This is a genomic window from Granulicella sp. 5B5 (genome assembly GCF_014083945.1).
Lineage (GTDB): Bacteria > Acidobacteriota > Terriglobia > Terriglobales > Acidobacteriaceae > Granulicella.
Window position 1 is genome coordinate 3,652,178 of sequence record NZ_CP046444.1, and the last position, 20,134, is coordinate 3,672,311.

Annotated in this window: 14 protein-coding genes; 7 read left to right on the plus strand and 7 right to left on the minus strand. The window is 62.7% G+C overall.

The genetic code is table 11. From position 1 onward, the window contains the following. Positions 1-163: 163 nt before the first annotated feature. Complete coding sequence (locus GOB94_RS15475) at positions 164-1,351, minus strand: anhydro-N-acetylmuramic acid kinase (protein WP_255484051.1); 1,188 nt, start codon at positions 1,349-1,351, stop codon at positions 164-166. Next, positions 1,351-4,077 (minus strand): DNA mismatch repair protein MutS, encoded by a 2,727-nt coding sequence (gene mutS / locus GOB94_RS15480; RefSeq protein ID WP_182276742.1) that lies wholly within the window; start codon positions 4,075-4,077, stop codon positions 1,351-1,353. The genes GOB94_RS15475 and mutS overlap by 1 nt, the downstream gene beginning before the upstream one ends. Before the next feature lie 149 nt (positions 4,078-4,226). Here mutS and GOB94_RS15485 point away from each other — a divergent pair, with 149 nt between their 5' ends. From GOB94_RS15485 to GOB94_RS15500, 4 genes are all read left to right on the plus strand, one after another. Continuing rightward, positions 4,227-4,469, plus strand: a complete 243-nt coding sequence (locus tag GOB94_RS15485) for a hypothetical protein (protein WP_182276743.1) — start codon at positions 4,227-4,229, stop codon at positions 4,467-4,469. Between the two features lie 64 nt (positions 4,470-4,533). Continuing rightward, positions 4,534-5,388 carry a cytochrome c biogenesis protein CcsA gene (gene ccsA / locus GOB94_RS15490; protein ID WP_182276744.1) on the plus strand — a complete coding sequence of 285 codons (855 nt, stop codon included), beginning with the start codon at positions 4,534-4,536 and terminating at the stop codon, positions 5,386-5,388. Positions 5,389-5,477: 89 nt separating this feature from the next. After that, the gene (hemA, locus tag GOB94_RS15495) at positions 5,478-6,755 is read left to right on the plus strand and encodes a glutamyl-tRNA reductase (RefSeq protein ID WP_182276745.1); all 1,278 of its coding nucleotides are present in this window, start codon (positions 5,478-5,480) and stop codon (positions 6,753-6,755) included. Between the two features lie 94 nt (positions 6,756-6,849). Then, on the plus strand, positions 6,850-7,197 hold the full coding sequence (locus tag GOB94_RS15500; RefSeq protein ID WP_182276746.1) for a hypothetical protein: 348 nt from the start codon (positions 6,850-6,852) through the stop codon (positions 7,195-7,197). Between the two features lie 11 nt (positions 7,198-7,208). On the opposite strand, the gene GOB94_RS15505 is transcribed toward GOB94_RS15500, so the two are convergent. Then, positions 7,209-8,057, minus strand: a complete 849-nt coding sequence (locus GOB94_RS15505; RefSeq protein ID WP_182276747.1) for an SCO family protein — start codon at positions 8,055-8,057, stop codon at positions 7,209-7,211. A gap of 134 nt (positions 8,058-8,191) precedes the next feature. On the opposite strand from GOB94_RS15505, the gene hemC reads away from it, so the two are divergent. Then, positions 8,192-9,205: a hydroxymethylbilane synthase gene (hemC, locus tag GOB94_RS15510; protein WP_182276748.1), complete on the plus strand. Its 1,014-nt coding sequence runs from the start codon at positions 8,192-8,194 to the stop codon at positions 9,203-9,205. Positions 9,206-9,282: 77 nt separating this feature from the next. Beyond that, on the plus strand, positions 9,283-10,149 hold the full coding sequence (locus GOB94_RS15515) for a universal stress protein (protein WP_182276749.1): 867 nt from the start codon (positions 9,283-9,285) through the stop codon (positions 10,147-10,149). Between the two features lie 220 nt (positions 10,150-10,369). Here GOB94_RS15515 and GOB94_RS15520 read toward each other — a convergent pair whose 3' ends face one another. From GOB94_RS15520 to GOB94_RS17020, 4 genes are all read right to left on the minus strand, one after another. Next, complete coding sequence (locus tag GOB94_RS15520; protein WP_182276750.1) at positions 10,370-10,948, minus strand: outer membrane beta-barrel protein; 579 nt, start codon at positions 10,946-10,948, stop codon at positions 10,370-10,372. A 16-nt stretch (positions 10,949-10,964) separates the two neighbouring features. After that, on the minus strand, positions 10,965-13,838 hold the full coding sequence (locus GOB94_RS15525; protein WP_182276751.1) for a GNAT family N-acetyltransferase: 2,874 nt from the start codon (positions 13,836-13,838) through the stop codon (positions 10,965-10,967). 76 nt (positions 13,839-13,914) lie between these two features. Further along, positions 13,915-14,553 (minus strand): tail fiber protein, encoded by a 639-nt coding sequence (locus GOB94_RS15530; protein ID WP_182276752.1) that lies wholly within the window; start codon positions 14,551-14,553, stop codon positions 13,915-13,917. Between the two features lie 96 nt (positions 14,554-14,649). Next, positions 14,650-16,281, minus strand: coding sequence for a DNRLRE domain-containing protein (locus GOB94_RS17020; protein WP_182276753.1), 1,632 nt, complete (start codon positions 16,279-16,281; stop codon positions 14,650-14,652). 298 nt (positions 16,282-16,579) lie between these two features. Here GOB94_RS17020 and GOB94_RS15540 point away from each other — a divergent pair, with 298 nt between their 5' ends. After that, positions 16,580-18,811, plus strand: a complete 2,232-nt coding sequence (locus tag GOB94_RS15540; protein ID WP_220464948.1) for a tetratricopeptide repeat protein — start codon at positions 16,580-16,582, stop codon at positions 18,809-18,811. Positions 18,812-20,134: the final 1,323 nt, after the last annotated feature.

The following is a 20,134-nucleotide window of genomic DNA, read 5'->3' on the forward strand; positions in this document are numbered from 1 at the left end:
CCCCCATCCACGATGAGCACCGTAGATAGGGCTTTTGCAGGACGTAAGGGTAAAAAGCAGAACGGCGACTACGGCGGCTGCGCCTTTGCTTTTCTTTCTTCCATTCCGAGCGCAGCGAGGAACCTGCTTCTCGCTCGCACAGCGAGCGCACGTTCTTTGACGCTCACCCTCCATACGAAACCTTCCCCAGCACCACAGCCCGCTTCGCCCCCGTAGCACTCGGGACATTCCCCGGCAACCCATGCCACGTCAGCCACCCCAGCAAAGCAAACGCCGCGGCCTCCTTCGCTTCGACAGCCAGCCCAGCACTCTCCGTCGTCGCCACCTTCACACCCAGCGCGCCAAACTTCTCCGCTAGTCCACGCATCAGCGTCTTGTTCTTCGCGCCACCACCCGCAACAAACATCTCCGTAGCCTTCGCTCCCGGAGCGACCTGTCCTAGATGTGGCCAGCAAAATTTGCTGTACGCATCGACAATCGTCTCCACCGTCAACGCAGTCGCTGTAGCCACAATGTCTTCTTTCTCCGCATCGGCCTTCTCGCAAAGCGCGATCAGCTTGTCGACGAACGCCTCACCAAACTCCTCACGCCCGCAAGACTTCGGCGGCTTCGCGTTGAAGTACTTCGTCGCGCGCATCTTCCGCACCACATCCTCCAGCACCTTGCCCCGAGCCGCCGTTCTCCCGCTGCCGTCATACTCGCGCTTATACAGCCGCTGCATCACCGCATCGATCACCATGTTCGCCGGCCCCGTATCGAACGCCATTGCATCGTCAACACACCCGCCCGCAGGCAGCGCCGTCACATTCGCAATCCCGCCCAGGTTCAGCAGCAGCCGGTTCTTCGTCTCATGCCGAAACAGATACCAGTCCAGCATCGGCACCAGCGGCGCACCCTGCCCACCCGCAGCCATATCCGCAGGACGGAAATCACTCACCACCGGCAGCCGCAGCCGCTCAGCGATCACCGCGGCCTCGCCAATCTGCCACGTCATCCCCTCATCGGCATCATGCAGAATCGTCTGTCCATGCACGGCCACCAGTTCCGGCTTCAGCTTATGTTCCTTCGCCGCCTTCTCCACGCACGCGGCATACTCTTCGCCGAGCTTCCAGCTCAACTGCGCCAGCTTCGCCGCACTCATCTTCGTGCCGCCTGCCGCCGCCAGCACCATCGCGCGCAGCTTCTTGCCATACGCAAACCTGCTGTGTCCCAGCACCTTCACTGGAGCCACCCCATTGCGTCCCACCGACACGCGGCAGATCGCCACATCCACTCCATCCGCCGAGGTCCCGCTCATCACCCCGGCCACGATCATCGCCTTCGCCGAGCTCGGCGTCTTCGCAACGTCCATCAAGCTACATCTCCCTTCAACTCGCGCTGCAACTCCGCCAGCAACTGCAACGCCTCCCGCGGAGTCAACCCATCCACATCGACCTCTTCAATCCGATCCACAATCCGCTGCGACAGTGGCGTAAACATCGTCATCTGCAAACTCGCCTTCTCCGGAACAGCCTCACGCACCTGCTGCGTCTCGGCCTTCTCATGCACCTTCAGCACCGCGCGGGCTCGCTCAATTACCGCCTGCGGTAACCCCGCTAGCCGCGCTACCTCGATGCCATAACTCTTGTTCGCCGCCCCGGCCTCCACTGTATGCAGAAACACGATCCCGCTCGCGTTTTCCTTTACCGTTACACGCACGTTCCTCAACCGCAGCAGCTGCTCGGCCAGCAGCGTCAGCTCATGATAGTGCGTCGCAAACAGCGTCCGCGCCCCAACAGCATCATGCAGATGTTCCACCGTCGCCCACGCCAGCGACAGCCCATCATACGTAGCCGTCCCACGCCCCATCTCATCCAGCAGCACCAGCGAACGCGCCGTCGCCGTATTCAAAATCGCAGCCGTCTCCGTCATCTCCACCATGAACGTCGACCGGCCGCGAGCCACATTATCGCTCGCACCAATCCGCGTATAAATCCGGTCGACAACACCCAGCCGCATCCGCTCCGCCGGCACAAAACACCCGCACTGCGCCATGATCGTCAGCAGCGCCGCCTGCCGCAGATACGTGCTCTTACCGCCCATATTCGGCCCGGTAATCAGCAGCAGGGAAGGCTCTCTGCCCTCGTCATCTCTACCACACAAACTCAGCGAGTTCGGCACGAACCGCCCCGCACCCTGCTCCTCCAGCCTCCGCTCCACAACCGGATGCCGCGCCGCTACAAACTCCAGCACACCACTCGCATCCACCGTCGGCCGAGTCCATCCACGCAGCGCAGCCATGTGCGCGAAGTTCGCCAGCAGATCAATCTCCGCCACCTGCCGCGACGTCTCCCGCACCCGAGCAGCATGTGTCAGCAGTTGCTGCCGCAGCTCCCCAAAGATCCGCCGTTCAATCTCGCCGCTGCGCTCCTGCGCCGTCAGAATCTTCGTCTCCAGCTCCTTCAGCTCCGGAGTCGTAAACCGCTCCGCATTCACCAGTGTCTGCTTGCGCTCATAGTCGGCGGGAACGGCCTTCGCATTCGCCTTTGTCACCTCAAGGTAGTAGCCAAACACGCTGTTGAACCGCACCTTTAGCGACGTGATTCCTGTCCGTTCACGCTCTCGCTCTTCAATCGCCGCAATCCGCTGCCTTCCTGAAGACGAGAGCCCGCGCAGCTCATCCAGCTCCGCATCCACACCCGCGCGCACCGCGCCACCATCGCTCAGCGAAACAGGAGGCTCTTCCACCAGTGTCCGCGCAACCATCTCCTGCAAGTCTTCCAGCGCATCGAACGCCGCATCCAGCTCCGCCCACCGCCCGCCATCTTTGGTAAACTCCGCGACAGCCTTCCGCAGCCCCGGCAGCCGCGCCAGCGTCACACCCAGCGACACCACCTCACGCGGCCCAGCCGTCTCCATCGCCACACGCCCCAGCAGACGCTCCAGGTCCAGCACACCATCCATCGCCCGCCGCACACCTTCGCGTCGCCGAATATCTGCCGCAGCCAGCGCAACCGCATCCAGCCGCGCATTGATCGCCTCCAGCGACTGCATCGGCCGCAACAACTGCGCGCGCAGCATCCGTTTACCCATCGGAGTGCAGCACGCATCCAGCGTCCAGAACAACGTTGTCTGAGGCCCCTCTGCGCTGAACAGCGGCTCCACCAGTTCCAGGTTCCGCACACTCACCGCATCCAGTTCTAGGCAGTCGCGCCGCTCGTAGTACCGCAGCCCGTCCAGGTGCTCCAGCGCCCCCTGCTTTGTCGCGCGCAGATAATGCACCACCGCACCCGCAGCCACTGCCGCCGCGCCATGACCCGTCAACCTCATCCCATCCAGCGAGTGCACCTTTAGCTGCTGCCGCAACAGCGGCACCGCATACTCCTCGGTGAACACCCACTCTTCCACTTCAGTCCGAGCCCCCGAAAGATCGGGTGTCCCATCCATCACCGCCTCACCCTCGCGCGCAGCCGCCTCATCAGCTCCCTTCAGCACTCCCTGCCGAACACTCTGGCTTGTCCCACCAAACCCCGCACCCTTCGCAAACAGAATCTCCGCCGGCCGCATCCGCGCCAGCTCATCCAACGCCAACGCCCAGGCACTTGCGCCCGCAAACTCCGTCGCACGAAACTCACCCGTCGAAAGATCGATCACCGCCACGCCCACGGTTGCCGTTCCGACCGCCGCCACGCTCGCCAGCCACTGGCTCTCGCTCGCATCCAGCGCCGCATCCACCGCGGTTCCCGGAGTCAGCACACGCGTCACCTCGCGCCGCACCACGGTCTTGGCGAGCTTGGGGTCTTCCATCTGCTCGCAGATCGCCACGCGAAACCCCTTGCGCAGCAGCCTCTGCAGATACGTCCCCGCCGCATGGTATGGCACCCCACACATCGGTACGCTCTTGGCCTTGTCGCGAGCGGTCAGCGTCAGCTGCAGCTCCTTCGCCGCAATCAGGGCATCGTCATAGAACAACTCATAGAAATCGCCCATCCGAAAGAAGAGCAGGGCATCCGGATGCGCCTGTTTCGCAGCGAAATACTGACGCATCGCCGGCGTCAGTCCGCTCTCGCTCCCCACTTCCTTCGTCTCTGTAGCCATCGCCCTCGCGTGTCTCAACCAACGCTCAGAATACCCCACTGCCCCGATGAAATCTGGTCAGAAACTAGTTCAAGCGAAGAACAGAATGGCCGTCACTTCTCACTCCACCGCAAATCCCCGTACACTGTCCCTCAATGATTCAGGTCCCCATGTCCGACTCTCAGTTTGCCTCCGCCACCGAGCGCCTCCGCGCCAACGGCATCCATCTCACCGGCCCCACCGGCACTCTCACCAAGGACGGCATCACCGCCTCCTACACCCACGCCGACGGCAAACTCACCGTCGAGATCATCGACCGCCCCAGCCTCCTTCCGCTCTCCCTCATCGAAGCCAAGCTCCAGTCCTACCTCGAGCAGTCCGTGGCCTACGACGCCAGCAAATCCGCCCTCTGACATCCTGAGCGGCCACAGCGATATACTGTTATTTCGCGCCCTTTCTTTACGCGAACGTATATCGATGGCACTCCTCTGGCTCAGGCTCGCGGTCTTTCTCTACGGCATCGCCGCTCTTGCGGTCCTGCCCGCCGCGCTCTATGACCGCCCCCGCTGGCGCCACATCGCTCTCCCCGCCGCGCTCGCCGGCGCCTTCTTCCACTTCGTCTCCATCACTGAAACCCTCTACGCAGCCCACCGCGCCCTCCCCGTCGACACCCACGAGACCCTCTCGCTCCTCGGCCTCATCCTCGCCGCCGGCTTCCTCGTCCTCGCCGCGCGTTACAAGACCGTCGCCTTCGGCATCTTTCTTCTGCCCATTGCGGTCCTGCTTACCATCGTCCCAGCCTTCCACCCCGGCCACGAAACCCTCGTCTCCCCACGGTTCGGAGACCAGGCCCGCACCGGCTGGCTGATTCTGCATATCGTGCTGCTGCTCATCGCCTACGCCGCGCTCTTTCTCTCGCTCATCGCCAGCGTGCTCTATCTCGTGCAGGAGCGCCGCCTCAAGCAGAAGCGCGTCCCACGCCCGTCCTCCAGCAAGTATGCTGCGCGCATACGCGCCTGGCTGCCGCCGCTCGACACCCTCGACCAGATCGCCCTCAACTCGCTGCGCTTCGGCCTGCCCTGCATGACCGCCGGCTTGCTCATAGGCTCGGTCCTCGCGCTTGAAACCACGGGCCCTGCTTTCTTCGCCGACCCCAAGGTCCTGCTCTCCATCGCCATGTGGGTCGCTTACGTCCTCATGATCTTCATCCGCCGCCACAGCGGTCTCCGCGGACGCCGCGCGGTCTATCTCTCCAGCTTCGTCTTCCTCGTCGTGCTCGCCGTCTGGGCCGCCAACTCGCTCTCCACCGTCCACAGCTTCCGGACTCCCTAGCCGTTTTTGAAGGGGCGGGAGTTCAGTCCCGCCATCATGAGCAGAAATAAAAAGGGCTTCAGCCCGGAGGCAACGCAAACGTAATACTCATGTCCGAGACCAGGTCCAACGCGAAGCTGCTGCTCCTCGGTGTCAACCACACCACCGCGCCCATTGACGTGCGCGAGCGCCTCGCCATCCCCGTCGCCCGTCTCGCCGACGCCACGCGTACCCTCGCCCATCAGCCCGGCATCCGCGAAGCCCTCATCGTCTCCACCTGCAACCGCGTCGAGCTCCTCACCGTCCACGACCCCGGCGCCACGCCCAGCCCCATAGAGTTCCTCCACAACTACCTCAACATCCCCGCCACCGAGATCCAGGCGCACCTCTACGAGTTCCGTGAGCGCGAAGCCATCCGCCATCTCTTCCGCGTCGCCAGCTCGCTCGACTCGATGGTCGTGGGCGAGGCCCAGATCCTCGGCCAGGTCAAACAATCCTGGTCCATCGCCCGCGAGGTCGGCGCGATTCGCTCCACCGACGCCGCCAGTTCAACGCTCGACCCTCTCCTGCAGCGCGCCTTCTCCGTCGCCAAGCGTGTCCGCACTGAAACTCGCATCGGCAGCTCCACCATCTCCATCGCATCAGTCGCCGCCGAGCTCGCCCGCGAGATCTTCGGCTCCCTCGCCGGCAAGACCGTCCTCCTCGTCGGCGCCGGCAAAATGTCCGACCTGACCGCGCGCCATCTCATCCAGCAGGGCTGCACCACGCTGCTCGTCTCCAACCGCACGGAGGCCCGCGCCGAGAAGATCGCCGACGCCCTGCGCACACCTGCTATCACCACCGGCGTCATCCCCTTCGATCTCCTGCACGCTGAATCCTACCGCGCCGACATCATCATCACCTCCACTGGCGCCGGACAGGTCTTCAACCCCGATCACGCCCGCTCGCTGCAGCAGCGCCGCCGCAACCGTCCCGTCTTCTTCATCGACATCGCCGTCCCGCGCGACGTCGCCCCCGAAGTCAACAAAGTCGAAGGCTGCTTCGTCTACGACATCGACGACCTCCAGCGCGTCACCATGCAGAACCAGGCCAGCCGGGGCAGGGAAGCCGAAGCCGCCGAGTCCATCGTCACCAGCGAAGTCGCCCGCTACACCGAACGTCTCTCCCAGGCCCCTGCCACCGAATCCATCAAGCAGCTCCTCGCCGAAGCCGAAGCCACCCGCCAGGCCGAGATCGCCCGCATCCGCCAGCAGCTTGCCGCCGAACCGCTCTCCGAAGCCCAGCTCGCCGCCATCGACCGCCTCACCAAATCCATCACTAACAAGCTGCTTCATCCGCAGATCGCGGCGCTCCGCAGCCTCCCCCGCTCCAATGACACGGGAGACTGACCGCACAGCATCCCGGTAATCGTCTAGCTGTCGCTCTACTTCATCGTGATGGCCTTGTCAGCTCCATGGGCGGTTGGGGCCGACGTTGTTCGGCATGTGCAGCATCCTGCTCTCACGCTGGTACTTCCTCTGCGAAAGCCTCGACCCGTCTCTGCTCACACTTGCCGACCGCTTCCGTTACGGGGTCCTGGTCTGCTGCATGTCCGCCGTCAGCTTCGTCAGCCAGCGCGGCTCAACTCGAGGTCAAGCTCGCCAGTGCGCTCGACACACGCTAGGTATGGACCGGCGCTCTCAGCCTAAAGCCGAACTCGGCACCGGCCTCTGGGGCACGTGCGAGCTCGTCGAAAAGAACAGCAGCCGCATCCACGTCGAAAGCGGCGACCTTCCAGACGGCATGTCCACCAGCTTCCAGATAGAACTCCCGCTCGCGCAGCCGAACTAGGGGAGGCTCCTCTACGCCACGTGTCCCTTCGGCTTTCGCGTCAGCAGATACACCATCCCGATCACGATCAGCAGCGTCACCATCCCCGCAATCCCCAGTATCCGCACCACCGACACCGAGTACTTGCCCGCCGTCGGGCTATAGTTGCAGCAGTACAGGATCAGTAGGTCCACCGGGTTGCTGATCTTCTTCTCGCTCGCATCCAGCAGCGCCATCCGCAGGTCGCGCGGCTCATAGCTCACCCCAGCCAGGTACTTCGACATCTTCCCATCCGGCGTCGCGAACATAATCACGCTGGAATGAGCATACTGGTCCATCTTCCCATCCGGCCCCGGCACCATCACAAAGTGAAACCCCGTAGCATCGCTCAACGCATCGATCGAAGCCTTCGGCGCAGTCAGAAAATGCACAGCATCCGCCTGCCCGGTCATCCCGGCCTCGTTCAAAAACTGCTGTTTCTGCCCCACAGCATCCTGCGGTGTGTCCGTCGGATCGATGCTGAACACCATCACGTCGTAGTCTTTGCCCGCAGTCAGCGTCGTGGCTTTCAGCCCGGTCGCCAGCCCATGCAGCACCTGCGGGCACAGCATCGCGCACTTGTAATACACCATCGCCATCACCACTGGCTTGCCGTCGTACCAGGTAGAAAGCGCCCCCGTCTTTCCCGTCGAGTCCGTAAACGTCGCCGCCATTGGCAGCGTCTGCCCAAGCTTCTGCTCGATCCCCGCATGCTTCAGATACGCCGGCGGTGCCTGCGCCGTCGCCCCTAGCGGCTTATCAGCCGAGTACCCCTGCGCCCCCATCACTCCCGCGCCTACCCCCAGCATCAACGCCATGCAGCCAACAGCAACAACTCGCATCCAGCACCTCTTCTTCTATCGTAAAGCGACGGTCAGCCCCGCGCACAGCAAACATCAACCTCCGCGCGATCATCGGCAGCGTACGCAGCCACTATCAACAGCCTACGCCGCTTCACCCGAGTATCCTAGTGACTGTGAGCACATCCACCATACGCATCGGTTCGCGCGGCTCGCAGCTCGCGCTCTGGCAGGCCAACCACATCGCCGATCAACTTCGCGCCAACGGCCACACCGTCGAGATCGAGGTCATCCGCACCGTCGGCGACCGCATGCAGGACCCGCAGTTCGTCGCCCCCTCCACCTTCCCCGACGGCACGCCACTCGACTCCAAAGGCATCTTCATCAAGGAGATCGAAGACGCCCTCCTCGACGGCCGTGTCGACCTCGCCGTGCACTCGCTCAAAGACCTCCCCACCACGCTTGACCCCCGCTTCACCCTAGCCGCCATCCCACCGCGCGCCGATGCCCGCGACGCCTTCGTCTGCGAAGACCACTGGGGACTGCACATGCTCCCCTCCGGCGCCCGCGTTGCCACCACCAGCCCGCGCCGCCAGGCCATGATCCTCGCCCTCCGCCCGGACATCCAGTTCGTCCAGATGCGCGGCAACATCGACACCCGCCTCCGCAAGTGGGAGGAAGGCCAGTGCGACGCGCTTATCCTCGCCTCCGCCGGCCTCGACCGCCTCGGCCGCACCCAGCACGTCCACCAGCGCTTCTCCATCGACGAACTCACCCCCGCCCCCGGCCAGGGAGCCCTCGCCCTCGAAACTCGATGTCCTCACGCTTTGAAGGGGACGGGCTTCAGCCCGTCCGTTGCATCAGGGCAGAGGGAAGGGGCTTTAGCCCCGGAGGCTCTCAACGAGGCCATCCGCGCCCTCAACTGTTGCGCCACCGAGTACGCCGTCACCGCCGAACGCGCCGTCCTCGACGCCCTCGGCGGCGGCTGCCAGCTTCCTCTCGGCGCTTACTGCCACGCCTCCGACGACCAGTGGCATCTCCATGCGATGGTCGTCTCTCCCGACGGCGAACAGATTGCCCACATCATCCAGCGGGCTCCCATCGGCATCGCCGCCACCGACCTCGGCCACTCCGTCGCCGAAGCCCTCAAGGCCCGCGGCGCCCTCGATCTCCTCCAGCAGACCGCATAGCCCGCACTCACGCGAAATTTGCCCGAGCCTTCAGCCCCGCCGCGCTCATCTCACCAGCGGAGGTCACAAAGCTCCTCATGTCTTTGCTCGATCGCATCCTCTTTCCCGTCGACTTCTCGCCCTCATCCTCCGCCATGGCCGCCTACGTCAAGCGCGCCGCCGCCATCTTCCACGCGCACGTCACCCTCGTCCACGTCGCCGAGCTCAACCTCTACACCGGCATGGAGCTCGGCCTCCGCGCCATCGAAGACGTCGCCAAAGACCAGCTCCAAGCCGCCCGCGAGCGCCTCGGCGCCTACCTCACCGCCGACCTCCCGCTCGCCACCACCACCCGCCTCGTCTACCTCGGCGACCCCGCCACGCAGATCGCTCAGGCCGCCCGCGACATCCGCGCCAGCCTCATCATCATGCCCACGCACGCCGGCATCTTCCGCCAGACGCTCCTCGGCTCCACCACCGCCAAGGTGCTCGACTCCGCCGCCTGTCCTGTCCTCACCAGCCGCCACGCCGAAACCATTGCTCCGCGCCCCATCGAGCACCGCGAGTGGCTCTGCGCCCTCGGCCTCACCGCCGACTCCGAACGAGTCCTCCGCTTCGCCGCCCAGGTCTCAACCGAAGCTCGCGGCCACATCTCCCTCATCCACGCCGTTCAGGTCAACCAGCAAGATCTCCCCATCGAGCTCGACCTGCAAGGCACCATCGAGTCCATCGCCCGCAACCGCGCCACCCGCGAGCTCGACGAGCTCAAGCAAAAAGTCGGCGTCGAAGCCCCCGTCACAATCTCTCTCGGCAACGTCAAGCAGGCTCTTCTCGACGCCGCCAGCAACTTCGACGCCGACCTCCTCATGATCGGCCGCAGCCCCCACTCCACCCCTTTGGGCCGCCTCCGAGACCTCACTTACGCCGTCATCCGAGACTCCCCATTCCCCGTCCTCAGCATCTGACCCTGAGCCATCGCCATCCTCACCCACAAGGCCCGTCATTCTGAGTAAAGGCCCAACAGGACCGCAGCCGAAGAACCTGGCTGCGTCAGCCTCACTCTACTGCCCATCGCTTTCTAACTGCCCTCACGGATGACGGCCTACGGTCGAGAGGACAAGTATTTCGGAATTTGAGGACTAATCAAAGCCGACCTAATGGTTGGGATGGGGCACCGATCCACCATCAATGCCCAAAACGGATAACCAGCCCAGCCCCAAGCCTGAGAGTGTTCTGCACGTTGTCCGTTGCATTTGGCAGTTGCGTCCGCACCCAGGCCGCATCCATAAGACGAACGGCAAAACTCCGCTTCAGACGGTAGTCAAGACCGCCTCCTATCTGGAGCCCAAGGCTGTTAGCGTCACTTTGAGTACCGGTTGTTACCGGAAATAAGCTGCGGAAACCATTTGCCTCACCCACCAGGGCTTCACCGTATACCGAGATCCTGTGCTCCGCATGCCAGCGATATCGCGGACCGAACGTTTCCGTAACTAGCGAAAGCGGAATGCCGCTACTGCCGATCGAGCCCGTGTGACTGCCTGCGATATCGGCGGCAACGCCCCAGCCGTGCCAAAGATTTACCCCGAGCTCGACAGAGCCGCCGTTCAGCCAGAAGTTTTGATCGGTGCTTGCCTTAAGAGACTTTTCCGCAATATACGTCACACCCAGGTCCAGCTTCGACGTTTGATGCTGGCCAAGGCCGGGCATGGCTATGCCGAACAGCAACGTTAGCAATAGCGCGGGGATGATCCTACGGGCATTCAATCTGTCTGGGCTCCGTTTACTCCACCGTCAGTCTGACAGTGGTTACATGCTGCAAGGAGGCGCCATTCGCGCCGGTAGCGGTTCCGAAAATCTGGATCGTGTAGGTATTCTGCGGCTCGCCAAAGAATCCGGAGTTCGAGCCGCAACCGGAGAGTGCCGCCATCGAGCCGAGGCCGAGGACGCTCACCACCAGCATCAGGAGCAACTTGAGCTGTCGGCTGCGTCTGCGCTGCTTCGTCGTAAACGGCAGCAGCAGCAACAGAGCAAGCATCGTTTCGCCCAGTGGTCCCAGATGCTTGAATTTCCGCAGGGCGGCTGACGTTTCTGCCGTTTGGACGGTCATGGTGAACATAACCGGCGAGCTTTCGAGTGTCACTGCAGAGGGGTTGAAGCTGACCGTGGCTCCCGGAGGCAGGCCGGTGGCCGAAAGCGTAATCGGGAAGGTGAACGGTCCGTTCAGAGGTGCTACGGTGAACGGGAACGTCACAGAATCACCCGGGTTCACGGTCTGGCTCGCGTTTCCGCTGTTAGCAATCGTGAAGTTGAAGTCGCCGACCAGTTGCGTCAACGTGGCGGACGTACTCGTGCTGAAGTTGTCGTTGCCTGTGTACTCGGCTGTGATGGCATAGCTCCCAGCGGTCGCAAAACTCGTTGTGATCGAGCCGGAACCACCGCTGAGGGGCTCTGTCCCAAGCGATGTACCGTTGGCATAGAACGTGACGGTTCCGTTCGGGACGGCCGTGCCCACGGTAGGAGCCACGGTAGCCGTAAAGGTGATGGGCTCGTTGACGAACAGCGCCGCCATGCTTGAGATGAGAGTCACATCGGTTGTCGCCTGAACGCCGGTGCCTGTCAGCAGGACCATCTGCGTCACCACACCAGAGCCGCTTAAGGCGATGCTGCCTGAAGCCGCGCCTGCGGCCGTGGGCCTAAAGGCGATGTCCTGAGTGCAACTAGCGCCGGCGGCAAGCGTGATTGGGGCGTCTGAGCAGGTCCCCCCGGGAGCCAACGTGAAGGGGCCACTTAGCGTTGGAGCGGCGACGGTCAGGGGGCCGGAACCGGTGTTGCCCAGCGTGATGGACTGAGCTGCTGTGGTGAGCCCGACGGAAGAGGAACCGAAGGCAAGTGCCGGCTCACCACCCATCCGGATGCGGTCGTTCAGGCTATCGGCGATGGCGAGGTTTCCGGCTGCGTCCGTCGCCGTGTCGGTGGGCTCGTTCAGGGCCGTTGCCGTAGCTGCATTGCCGTCGGCGTCGAAGCCCTGCTGGCCGTCGCCTTCCACGGTGGCGATGGTCCCGGCAGTGACCTCGCGGACGCGCTGGTTGTTGGTGTCGGCAATGTAGACGTTGCCCGCGGCGTCGACGCTTACGCCGGTCGGCTTGCTCAGGCTTGCGGCTGTGGCGTTTGCGCCGTCGCCTGCGTAGCCTCCGGCGAAGGTGACGGGACCGCTGCCCGCGAGGGTGGCGATCGTTCCGCCCGAGACCTCGCGGATGCGCTGGTTATGGCGGTCGGCGATGTAGACGTTCCCTGCGCTGTCGACCGCGATGCCTGTGGGTGTGTCCAGCGTGGCGCTGGTAGCTGCGCCTCCGTCTCCGGCGTAGTTCTGCTCCCCAGTTCCGGCGAGGGTAGTGATCGTTCCGCCCGAGACCTTGCGGATGCGCTGGTTGTCCGTATCGGCAATGTAGAGGCTGCCGCTCGCATCGACCGCGACCGAGCTGGGCAGGTCGAGCTCGGCGCTGGTGGCTGCGCTGCCGTCGCCCGAGAAGCCTGCCGTTCCGTTGCCCGCGACCGTGGTGATCGTTCCGCCGGAGACCTCGCGGATGCGCTGGTTGTGGCTGTCGGCGATGTAGAGGTTACCGCTCGTGTCGACTGCGATGCCAGTCGGCGTGTCGAGTTGAGCAGAGATTGCGGCGCCGCCATCTCCGGAAAAACCCGCGATGCCGTTGCCGGCTACCGTGGTAATCGCGCCGTTGCTCTTTGCGACTTCGCGAATGACGTGATTACTTGTGTCGGCAATGAAAAGATTGCCTTGTGCGTCATAGGCGACAGCACTGGGAGACGCGAGCGTGGCGGATGCGGCCGGGCCACTGTCACCGCTGTAGCCTACCTGCCCGGTTCCGGCTGTTGTGGTGACCGTTTGCGAAGGCGTAACCGTCAGAATGCCCTGCGCGCTGGCGGCAAGGGAGCCGGCGAAGAAGAGTGTTCCCCCTATTCCTCCCGCTTTCTTCAAAGTCTTCAGAAGAAAGCGGCTGAAGAGCAACTTCCGCGAGGAAACCAGCGCAGTTTCCTGATCTCCCAGAATATTGGAGGCTGAATCCTGATCAGGAGGGAGTTGTATGCGGGCCTCAGGCCATGGAACCTCTTTCTTCGCTTCCATGGGGAAAGACGTGTCAAACGCCATACGGATCGGATACCAGGACATCTCGATATCCAGCGAATCTTCGGCGACCGTCTGGAATCCCACGCGTCCATAGAGGGCAAGGGCCGCAAGGTTGGTTTTCTGAACGCGCAGGTCGAGCCTGCGGCCGTCCTGACACGCGCGTTCCTGCAGATGAAGGAGCGCCGCTGTGGCAAGACCCTGACGGCGGTATTCACTCAAAACCGCGAGGTCGACGATGCGTAGCGAACCGGGAGCCGGAGCAACGAGCAGGCATCCCGCCGCCGTTTCCCCGTCGTGCAGCAGGATGTACTCAACGGCATCCGGATACCGCTGGGAGTAGGTGAGTTGGCGGCCGCGGAACTGCATGTCCTGAAACAGGGCGACCTGTTGCGGCGGAAGACCCGGCAAGCGCGTGGCCGTCTCCGCGAAGAGGCGGCGAAGGAAGGCAGTGTCAGAAACACTGCCTTCACGCAGGAAGCGGGTTGCGCCGAATTGTTGAGGTGCGGCCATGCCGTTTTGCTGTTGTCCTTTGAGCCCGAAGAGATAAACAGACTGTGCGCCGCAAGTGCCGCACAGCCACGCGCGGTTACCCCCGCGTGGGGAAGACACCCTGAAGAGCGATGATGAAGTACACCGCCAGATAGGGCGGCTCGATGCTGAAGGGCTGCCCGTTGCCGGTCAGAGAGTTCGTGACTGTGCCACCTCCGGGAGAAAGACCCGAGATCGATGCTGAAACACCCCCAAGACTGTGCGGATTGGTGCCGGCACTGGAAGCGTAGAGGGGCTGGCTGGCAGCCACATGACTGGGCGCACTGCCTGCCGCCAGATAAGGAGTGGAAGGAGCCGAAGCCTGAGCCGTCTGATTCCCGGCCTGAATGCTGACATTCACCGTGGGCGTTCCCCCTCCGCCGGAGGGCGTGAAAGTCGCCGCGTGCGTGTGTGGCGGCAACTGGGCCGTGGTGAGCGCCATGGATTCGACGCCGCCCTTTTGGCCGATGTCATACGGCGGCAATCCGGGACCGGCACCCGCATGAAGGGGAATGCGCCCTTGCAGATCGGGCAGATTGAAATTAGTGGTGCCATTTCCTCCATAGGTAACGCCAAGCAGCGAAAACAGCGCCTGGTTTTGTGCAACGGGCAGAGTCTGCCCATTACACAAGGCCCAGCCGTACGGGGCATACTGAAAACTGACCATTCGGATTTCACCGAGATACGGATCGCTCATTTTTGAAACTCCTTTCGCTAGCACTTCGGTTTCGCTGTGAATGAAACTCTTCGCAGCAGCTTTACTTCCGTGACCTGAAAGAATGCAGATCGAGGCTTATGTGGGCGAGCCGCCAAAGTAGACATACCAGTGGTGGTTTCCATCACTGATGAGGTCAATGGCGTTAAATTCCAGCACTGAAGTCTGAGGAGCGTTCCCCAATCCAAGCCAGGGATCATAGATCACATCGCCAGAGGCGGCGTTCACGGTGAATCCGCTCGAACTGGAGGATTGATAGGGATCGACGATCTTGATTTCCTGCCCCGCGAGAGTAGCCGGAGGCAGGGTGAGGCTCATGGGGTCCGTCGCCGTCACGTAGGAAACTTTCGTCGAAGAGGACGAAAGCATGGTGCCATCGGCGATGGTCCCGCCCCATGGCGACAGATTACTACCTGTGCCATCGACGCCCGCCTGGCCGGTGGAACCGGTAGCACCGATGGCACCGGTGCTACCGGAAGGACCTGTAGCTCCTGTTGCCCCCGTCACGCTTATGCCATCGGCACCTGTAGCGCCGGTGGCTCCCTGCGGGAGGAGAATGGTCCAGTAGGCGCTATTGGTGGGAAGAACAGCGGAAAACGGGCTCGCCTGGATGGCGTAATAGAGCTGGTTGTTATAGAGAACGACGTCGGCCCCAGAATAGGTGACGGAACCGTCATAGGAGCCCATGTAGGTCATGCCCGTGGCGCCCGTAGCCCCCGTGGCACCCGTAGCTCCCGTGCTTCCCACCGCTCCCGTGCTCCCCGTCGAGCCCTCTATGCCTGTAGCCCCCGTGGCACCTGTCATACCCGTCGCGCCCGTCACACCCGTGGCTCCTGTGCTCCCTGTAGAGCCCACGATTCCAGTAGCGCCCTGCGAACCTGTCATACCTGTGGCACCGGTGGCTCCCGTCACGCCGACAGCGCCGGTGGTACCCGTCGCGCCGGTTACACCCGCAATGCCAGTGGTTCCTTGCGCGCCCGTAGCACCCGTAGCACCTACGGCCCCCGTGACACCTGCAACGCCAGTAGCCCCTGTGACACCCGCAACGCCCGGCGCACCCTGATTTCCCTGTGCGCCTGTGGCTCCCGGTAAACCCGGAATCCCCTGCGAACCTGTAGCGCCCATAGCTCCCGTGGCTCCGGTCGCGCCCATCGAGGTGATGGTCACGTTGAGATCGGCCTGGTGGCTGGTCTGGTCATTTTCCTTACTGTCGAAGACGGCGCTGGCTCCGGAAGACGAGGACAGGGCGATGCCGTGGTTGGTGCCGGGGTTCGTGACCCAGCCCTGGACGAGGCTGGTGACATCCAGCGTGATGAAGACGCCCGACGCTCCCGGCGAAAACGTCGTGAGGGCGGAGCCGATGCTGGGCGAATTGTCGTAGGTGATGCCGGACTCGGTCCAGGCCGACGTTACGGGCGAAACCGCGATCTGGCCGGTGGACGTGATGCGGTTGACGAAGAGCGTCACCGTGGCCTTGGACACCTGGCTGGCCGTAATGCCCGCAGGCAGGCCGGAGAGATCGAACTGGATGAAGGTCGTGCTGTTGCTGTCCACGTACAGGTTGGACAGGTAACCGAAGTTCGCATTGGGCCGCAGGGCGCTGGTGTTCGCATCGGCAGTGAGGGCGAGATCGGCACCATGTGCGACGGCTACAGCGAACAATGACGCGCCCAGAATGGAAAGCAGGCGAAACGCGGCAGAAGGTTTCAAAACACACACTCCCTCATCCCATGCGAGCGCCGAGCAGCCAGAAAACGAAGCGCCTGCGGGAACTCATCAGAGAAACGACTCAACAACCATGAGCACCTGAAGCAAACGCCTTTACTGCGGCGAATGAGTAAGGCAGCTGCACTTGAAGATAACTTGCGAAACATTATACGGGAACCGTGTGGGTGTCAAAAGAAATGTTAAAGACGCCTCGAAATTGCGCGATCTGAGAAAATACTCCGACGTCGTTGAGCAGCTTACGAGGTAGAAATTGAGCCAGTCTGGGAATCGAAACGTATACATGGTGGGCGTACTGGTGTTGCTGGCGGTCATGGCAGCCTATGCGAACTCGTTTGAAAATGCGTTTCATTTCGACGACTTTCACACCGTTACCGACAACCCCGCGGTGCGGAGCATGGGCAATGTGCCGCGTTTTTTTACTGACGCCACCCTGTTCAGCGTGCTTCCCGCCAATCGCACGTATAGGCCGGCGGTCTCGGCTTCGCTGGCGTTCGATTATGCGCTGGGGCATGGGTATGTCCCGTTCTGGTTCCACCTGAGCACGTTCGTGTGGTTCGTGATTCTGCTGGGCTGTTTGTTTCTGCTGTATGAAGACATACTGCAAAGGACGGAACCTTCGTCTGCCACGCCCTGGCTGGCGTTGGGAACCGTGGCGTGGTTCGGGCTGCACCCGGCCATGGCCGAGACGGTGAATTATGTGATCCAGCGGGGCGACGTGTACTGCACGCTCGGCTGCGTGGCGGCGCTGGTGGTCTGGATACGCTGGCCGCGCCTGCGGCGATGGGGGCTGTATCTGCTGCCGTTCGTGGTGGCGTTGCTATCGAAGCCTCCGGCGGCGGTCTTCCCCGTGCTGCTGATGGCCTATGTGTGGTTCTTTGAGGCCGGTGAAGGAGTCGGGCGAGGGCGGAAGAGTGCCGTCGCGATGTTGCCTTCGCTGGCGGTAACGGTCGCCGGACTCTGGCTGCAGTCGGCCATGACTCCGAAAAGTTTCGCGCCATCGATTCTTTCACCGTGGGCTTACAGGCTGACGCAGCCTTACGTCTGGCTGCGGTACTTCGGTGAGCTGTTTCTTCCGGTGCACCTGAACGTGGACTCGGACCTGCAACCTTTCGGCGGACTGAATGCGCGGGCGCTGGCCGGTCTGGTGTTTACGGCGCTGCTGCTGGTGGCGATCTGGTGGTCGGCGCGGAAAAAGCGGTTGTATCCGGTTGCGTTCGGGCTGATCTGGTTTGTGGTGACGCAAATTCCCACCTCTGTCTATGCGCTGTCGGAGGTGGAGAACGATCACCGCATGTTCTTCTCATTTCCGGGGCTGATGCTTGCTGTGGTGTGGACGGCCTGGCTGGCGCTGGAGCGCGTCTTTGGGCCCGAGAAGCTGCCGCGGGTGCGCACGGTCGGCGTGGTCTGCGTGGTGTTGCTGCTGGCTGCGTATGCCCATGGCGTCATGCTGCGCAACCAGGTATGGCATACGGAGGAGTCGCTGTGGCGGGACAACGTGGTGAAGTCTCCGCACAACGGCCGCGGACTGATGATCTATGGCCTGACGCAGATGAACAAAGGCGCGTATGCGGAAGCACTGGAATACTTCACGCGCGCTCTGCGCTACACGCCGAACTATCCGACACTGGAGATAAACCTGGGAGTGGTGTACGGCGCCATGGGACGGCAGGCGCAGGCGGAACAGCACTTTGAACGGGCAGCGCTGCTGGGACCGAAGGATGACCAGACGCATGCGTTCTATGGACGCTGGCTGCTGGCGCAGGGGCGAATCGCGGAGGCCGTGGTGCAGGAGCGCGCAGCCGTGGCTCTGGACCCGGCGCGTCCAATGAATCACGATCTGCTGTTGATGGCGCTGCAGCAGGCAGGGGATGAAGCGGCGATGCGTCAGGCGGCTGTCGAAACGCTGCGTGCTGTTCCCGGAGATACAATCGCGCTCGCCATGCTGCGGGGCCGAGGGATGCCGGCATCATCGGCAGCGGCAAAGATCAATGCGTCGCTCACTGCGTATCGGACCGGTGAGTATGCGAAGGCGATAGCCGAAGCGCAGCAGGCGTTGGCCCTCGATCCCAGGTCGGCACTGGCGTACAACAACATCGGCGCGGCGTATGGCGCGATGGCCCGATGGGACGACGCGATTGCGAATGTGAACAAGGCGCTGGTGCTCGACCCCACCTTGCAGATCGCGAAGAACAATCTGACGCTCTATGAGCAGAAGAAGCAGGCGCGGGCCGGGACCGAGCCGATGACGGCGGCGGAGTGGATCAACCGCTCGCTGGCGTTGAACCAGGCCGGGAATTTCGAGGCGAGCCTGCAGGCGGCCCAGCAGGCGCTGACGCTGGATATGCATTCGGCCGAGGCTTGGAATAACATCGCAGCCGCGAATGAGGCGATGCATCGCTGGGACGATGCGATTGCAGCGGCGAAGAAAGCAATTGCGCTGAAACCGGACTTCCAACTGGCGAAGAACAACCTCGCGTGGTCGGAATCGCAGAAGAAGCTGGAGCAACATTAGGGCATCGACTCACGCGCGCGCGTCTGAGGCGAACGAAGACTGCCGCGCAGAGAAGCAGAAATAGCGCGGTCACGGGAACGACGCGGTCCACACGAACCATCGTCTCGACTGCGGGGGTGAGTGGTCGGCCTTCGGTAAAGACGTACAGGCTGGGCAGCCAGGCGCAGAACGACAGGGCGAGAAGCCATGCGGCAAGACGCCGTGGAAGAAGTCCGCGCTCGCCCAGAAGCAGCAGCGTGGCCGCTACCGGAAGAACGGAAGTGAACTGGTACTCCCATACTGTCGGATAGGCGAGAAAGAAGGTGACCGAGGTGGCAAGGAGCAGAAAGAGCGCGGCCTCAAAGCGCTGCTGCCTGTCGTGTGTGCGGGCGACCGCAATCGCCAGCAGCAGAACGGCCAGCACAGGAAGCTTATAGAGCCAGCCGGGCGTGTGGGTCTGGAAGAGCGTATCGAGCATCACAGGCAGCGAGAAAATGTCGATGTGTTGAAGGCGGAACTGCGACTGTGCAATGAGATTCAGCCAGTGGACGCTGTTGTCTTTCATCGGCGGTGTCAGGAGGAAGTGGTTGGCGTAAATGTTCATGTGGTCGCGAACCCAGGAGGGATGCACGGCCTCCCATAGAACGCGGGTGAACTGGATGCGATTGGGATTGAGGACGGGAACGAACTCGAACGCCGCGGAGACAACAGCATAGAGGCCGAGTGCTAAAGCCGACGTCCTGCGGGTTTCGCGCAGCAGAAGCAGCAGCGGAAGCATCAGCAGGACAACCGGCTTGCTGAAGAGCGAAAGCAGAAGTCCGGCAAATAGGAGCGCAGCGGCTCTTCCCTGGCTTTCATGGCTGGGCCGCATTGCGGTGAGCTGAAAAAAACCGGCGAACAGGCATGCAAGCGCGAGGATGAGGATAGCTTGCGGATTGCCGACAAAAAGCATCCAGTAGGTCGGAAAAGCCGTGAGCAGGAGAAACCAGATCAGGCGCCGGTGAAGTGGATCGGTCGAGAGACGGGCGAGCAGCCAGGCGCTGGCGGCCATCATCGCCAGCGAGAGGAAGGTGAAGGCTCCGTAACTGGACATTGGGTCGAGCCTGCTGAGCCAGCTTCCCAGCACGACGGCTAGGGCCGGATGGCTGAGGTACCAGGTGAAGTGCGGCCCGTAAGCGGGCGGCGAAAAGGTATCGTAAACACCGTGGCCGGAGGTCAGGTTCAACCATGCCTTGGGCAGCGAGAAGTAATCGATGCCCTGCACATCGGCATGCATGGTATCGAAGAAGAAGCGATTGAAAAGGCCGAGCCGGAGACTGAGGAGCTCGACGAAGACCCAGGCGG

Coding starts and splice junctions, on each gene's coding strand:
- GOB94_RS15475 (WP_255484051.1), bottom strand. CDS start 1,351: ATGGACGTTGCGAAGACGCCGAGCTCGGCGAAGGCGATGATCGTGGCC.
- mutS (WP_182276742.1), bottom strand. CDS start 4,077: ATGGCTACAGAGACGAAGGAAGTGGGGAGCGAGAGCGGACTGACGCCG.
- GOB94_RS15485 (WP_182276743.1), top strand. CDS start 4,227: ATGTCCGACTCTCAGTTTGCCTCCGCCACCGAGCGCCTCCGCGCCAAC.
- ccsA (WP_182276744.1), top strand. CDS start 4,534: ATGGCACTCCTCTGGCTCAGGCTCGCGGTCTTTCTCTACGGCATCGCC.
- hemA (WP_182276745.1), top strand. CDS start 5,478: ATGTCCGAGACCAGGTCCAACGCGAAGCTGCTGCTCCTCGGTGTCAAC.
- GOB94_RS15500 (WP_182276746.1), top strand. CDS start 6,850: ATGTGCAGCATCCTGCTCTCACGCTGGTACTTCCTCTGCGAAAGCCTC.
- GOB94_RS15505 (WP_182276747.1), bottom strand. CDS start 8,057: ATGCGAGTTGTTGCTGTTGGCTGCATGGCGTTGATGCTGGGGGTAGGC.
- GOB94_RS15515 (WP_182276749.1), top strand. CDS start 9,283: ATGTCTTTGCTCGATCGCATCCTCTTTCCCGTCGACTTCTCGCCCTCA.
- GOB94_RS15525 (WP_182276751.1), bottom strand. CDS start 13,838: ATGGCCGCACCTCAACAATTCGGCGCAACCCGCTTCCTGCGTGAAGGC.
- GOB94_RS15530 (WP_182276752.1), bottom strand. CDS start 14,553: ATGAGCGATCCGTATCTCGGTGAAATCCGAATGGTCAGTTTTCAGTAT.
- GOB94_RS15540 (WP_220464948.1), top strand. CDS start 16,580: ATGGTGGGCGTACTGGTGTTGCTGGCGGTCATGGCAGCCTATGCGAAC.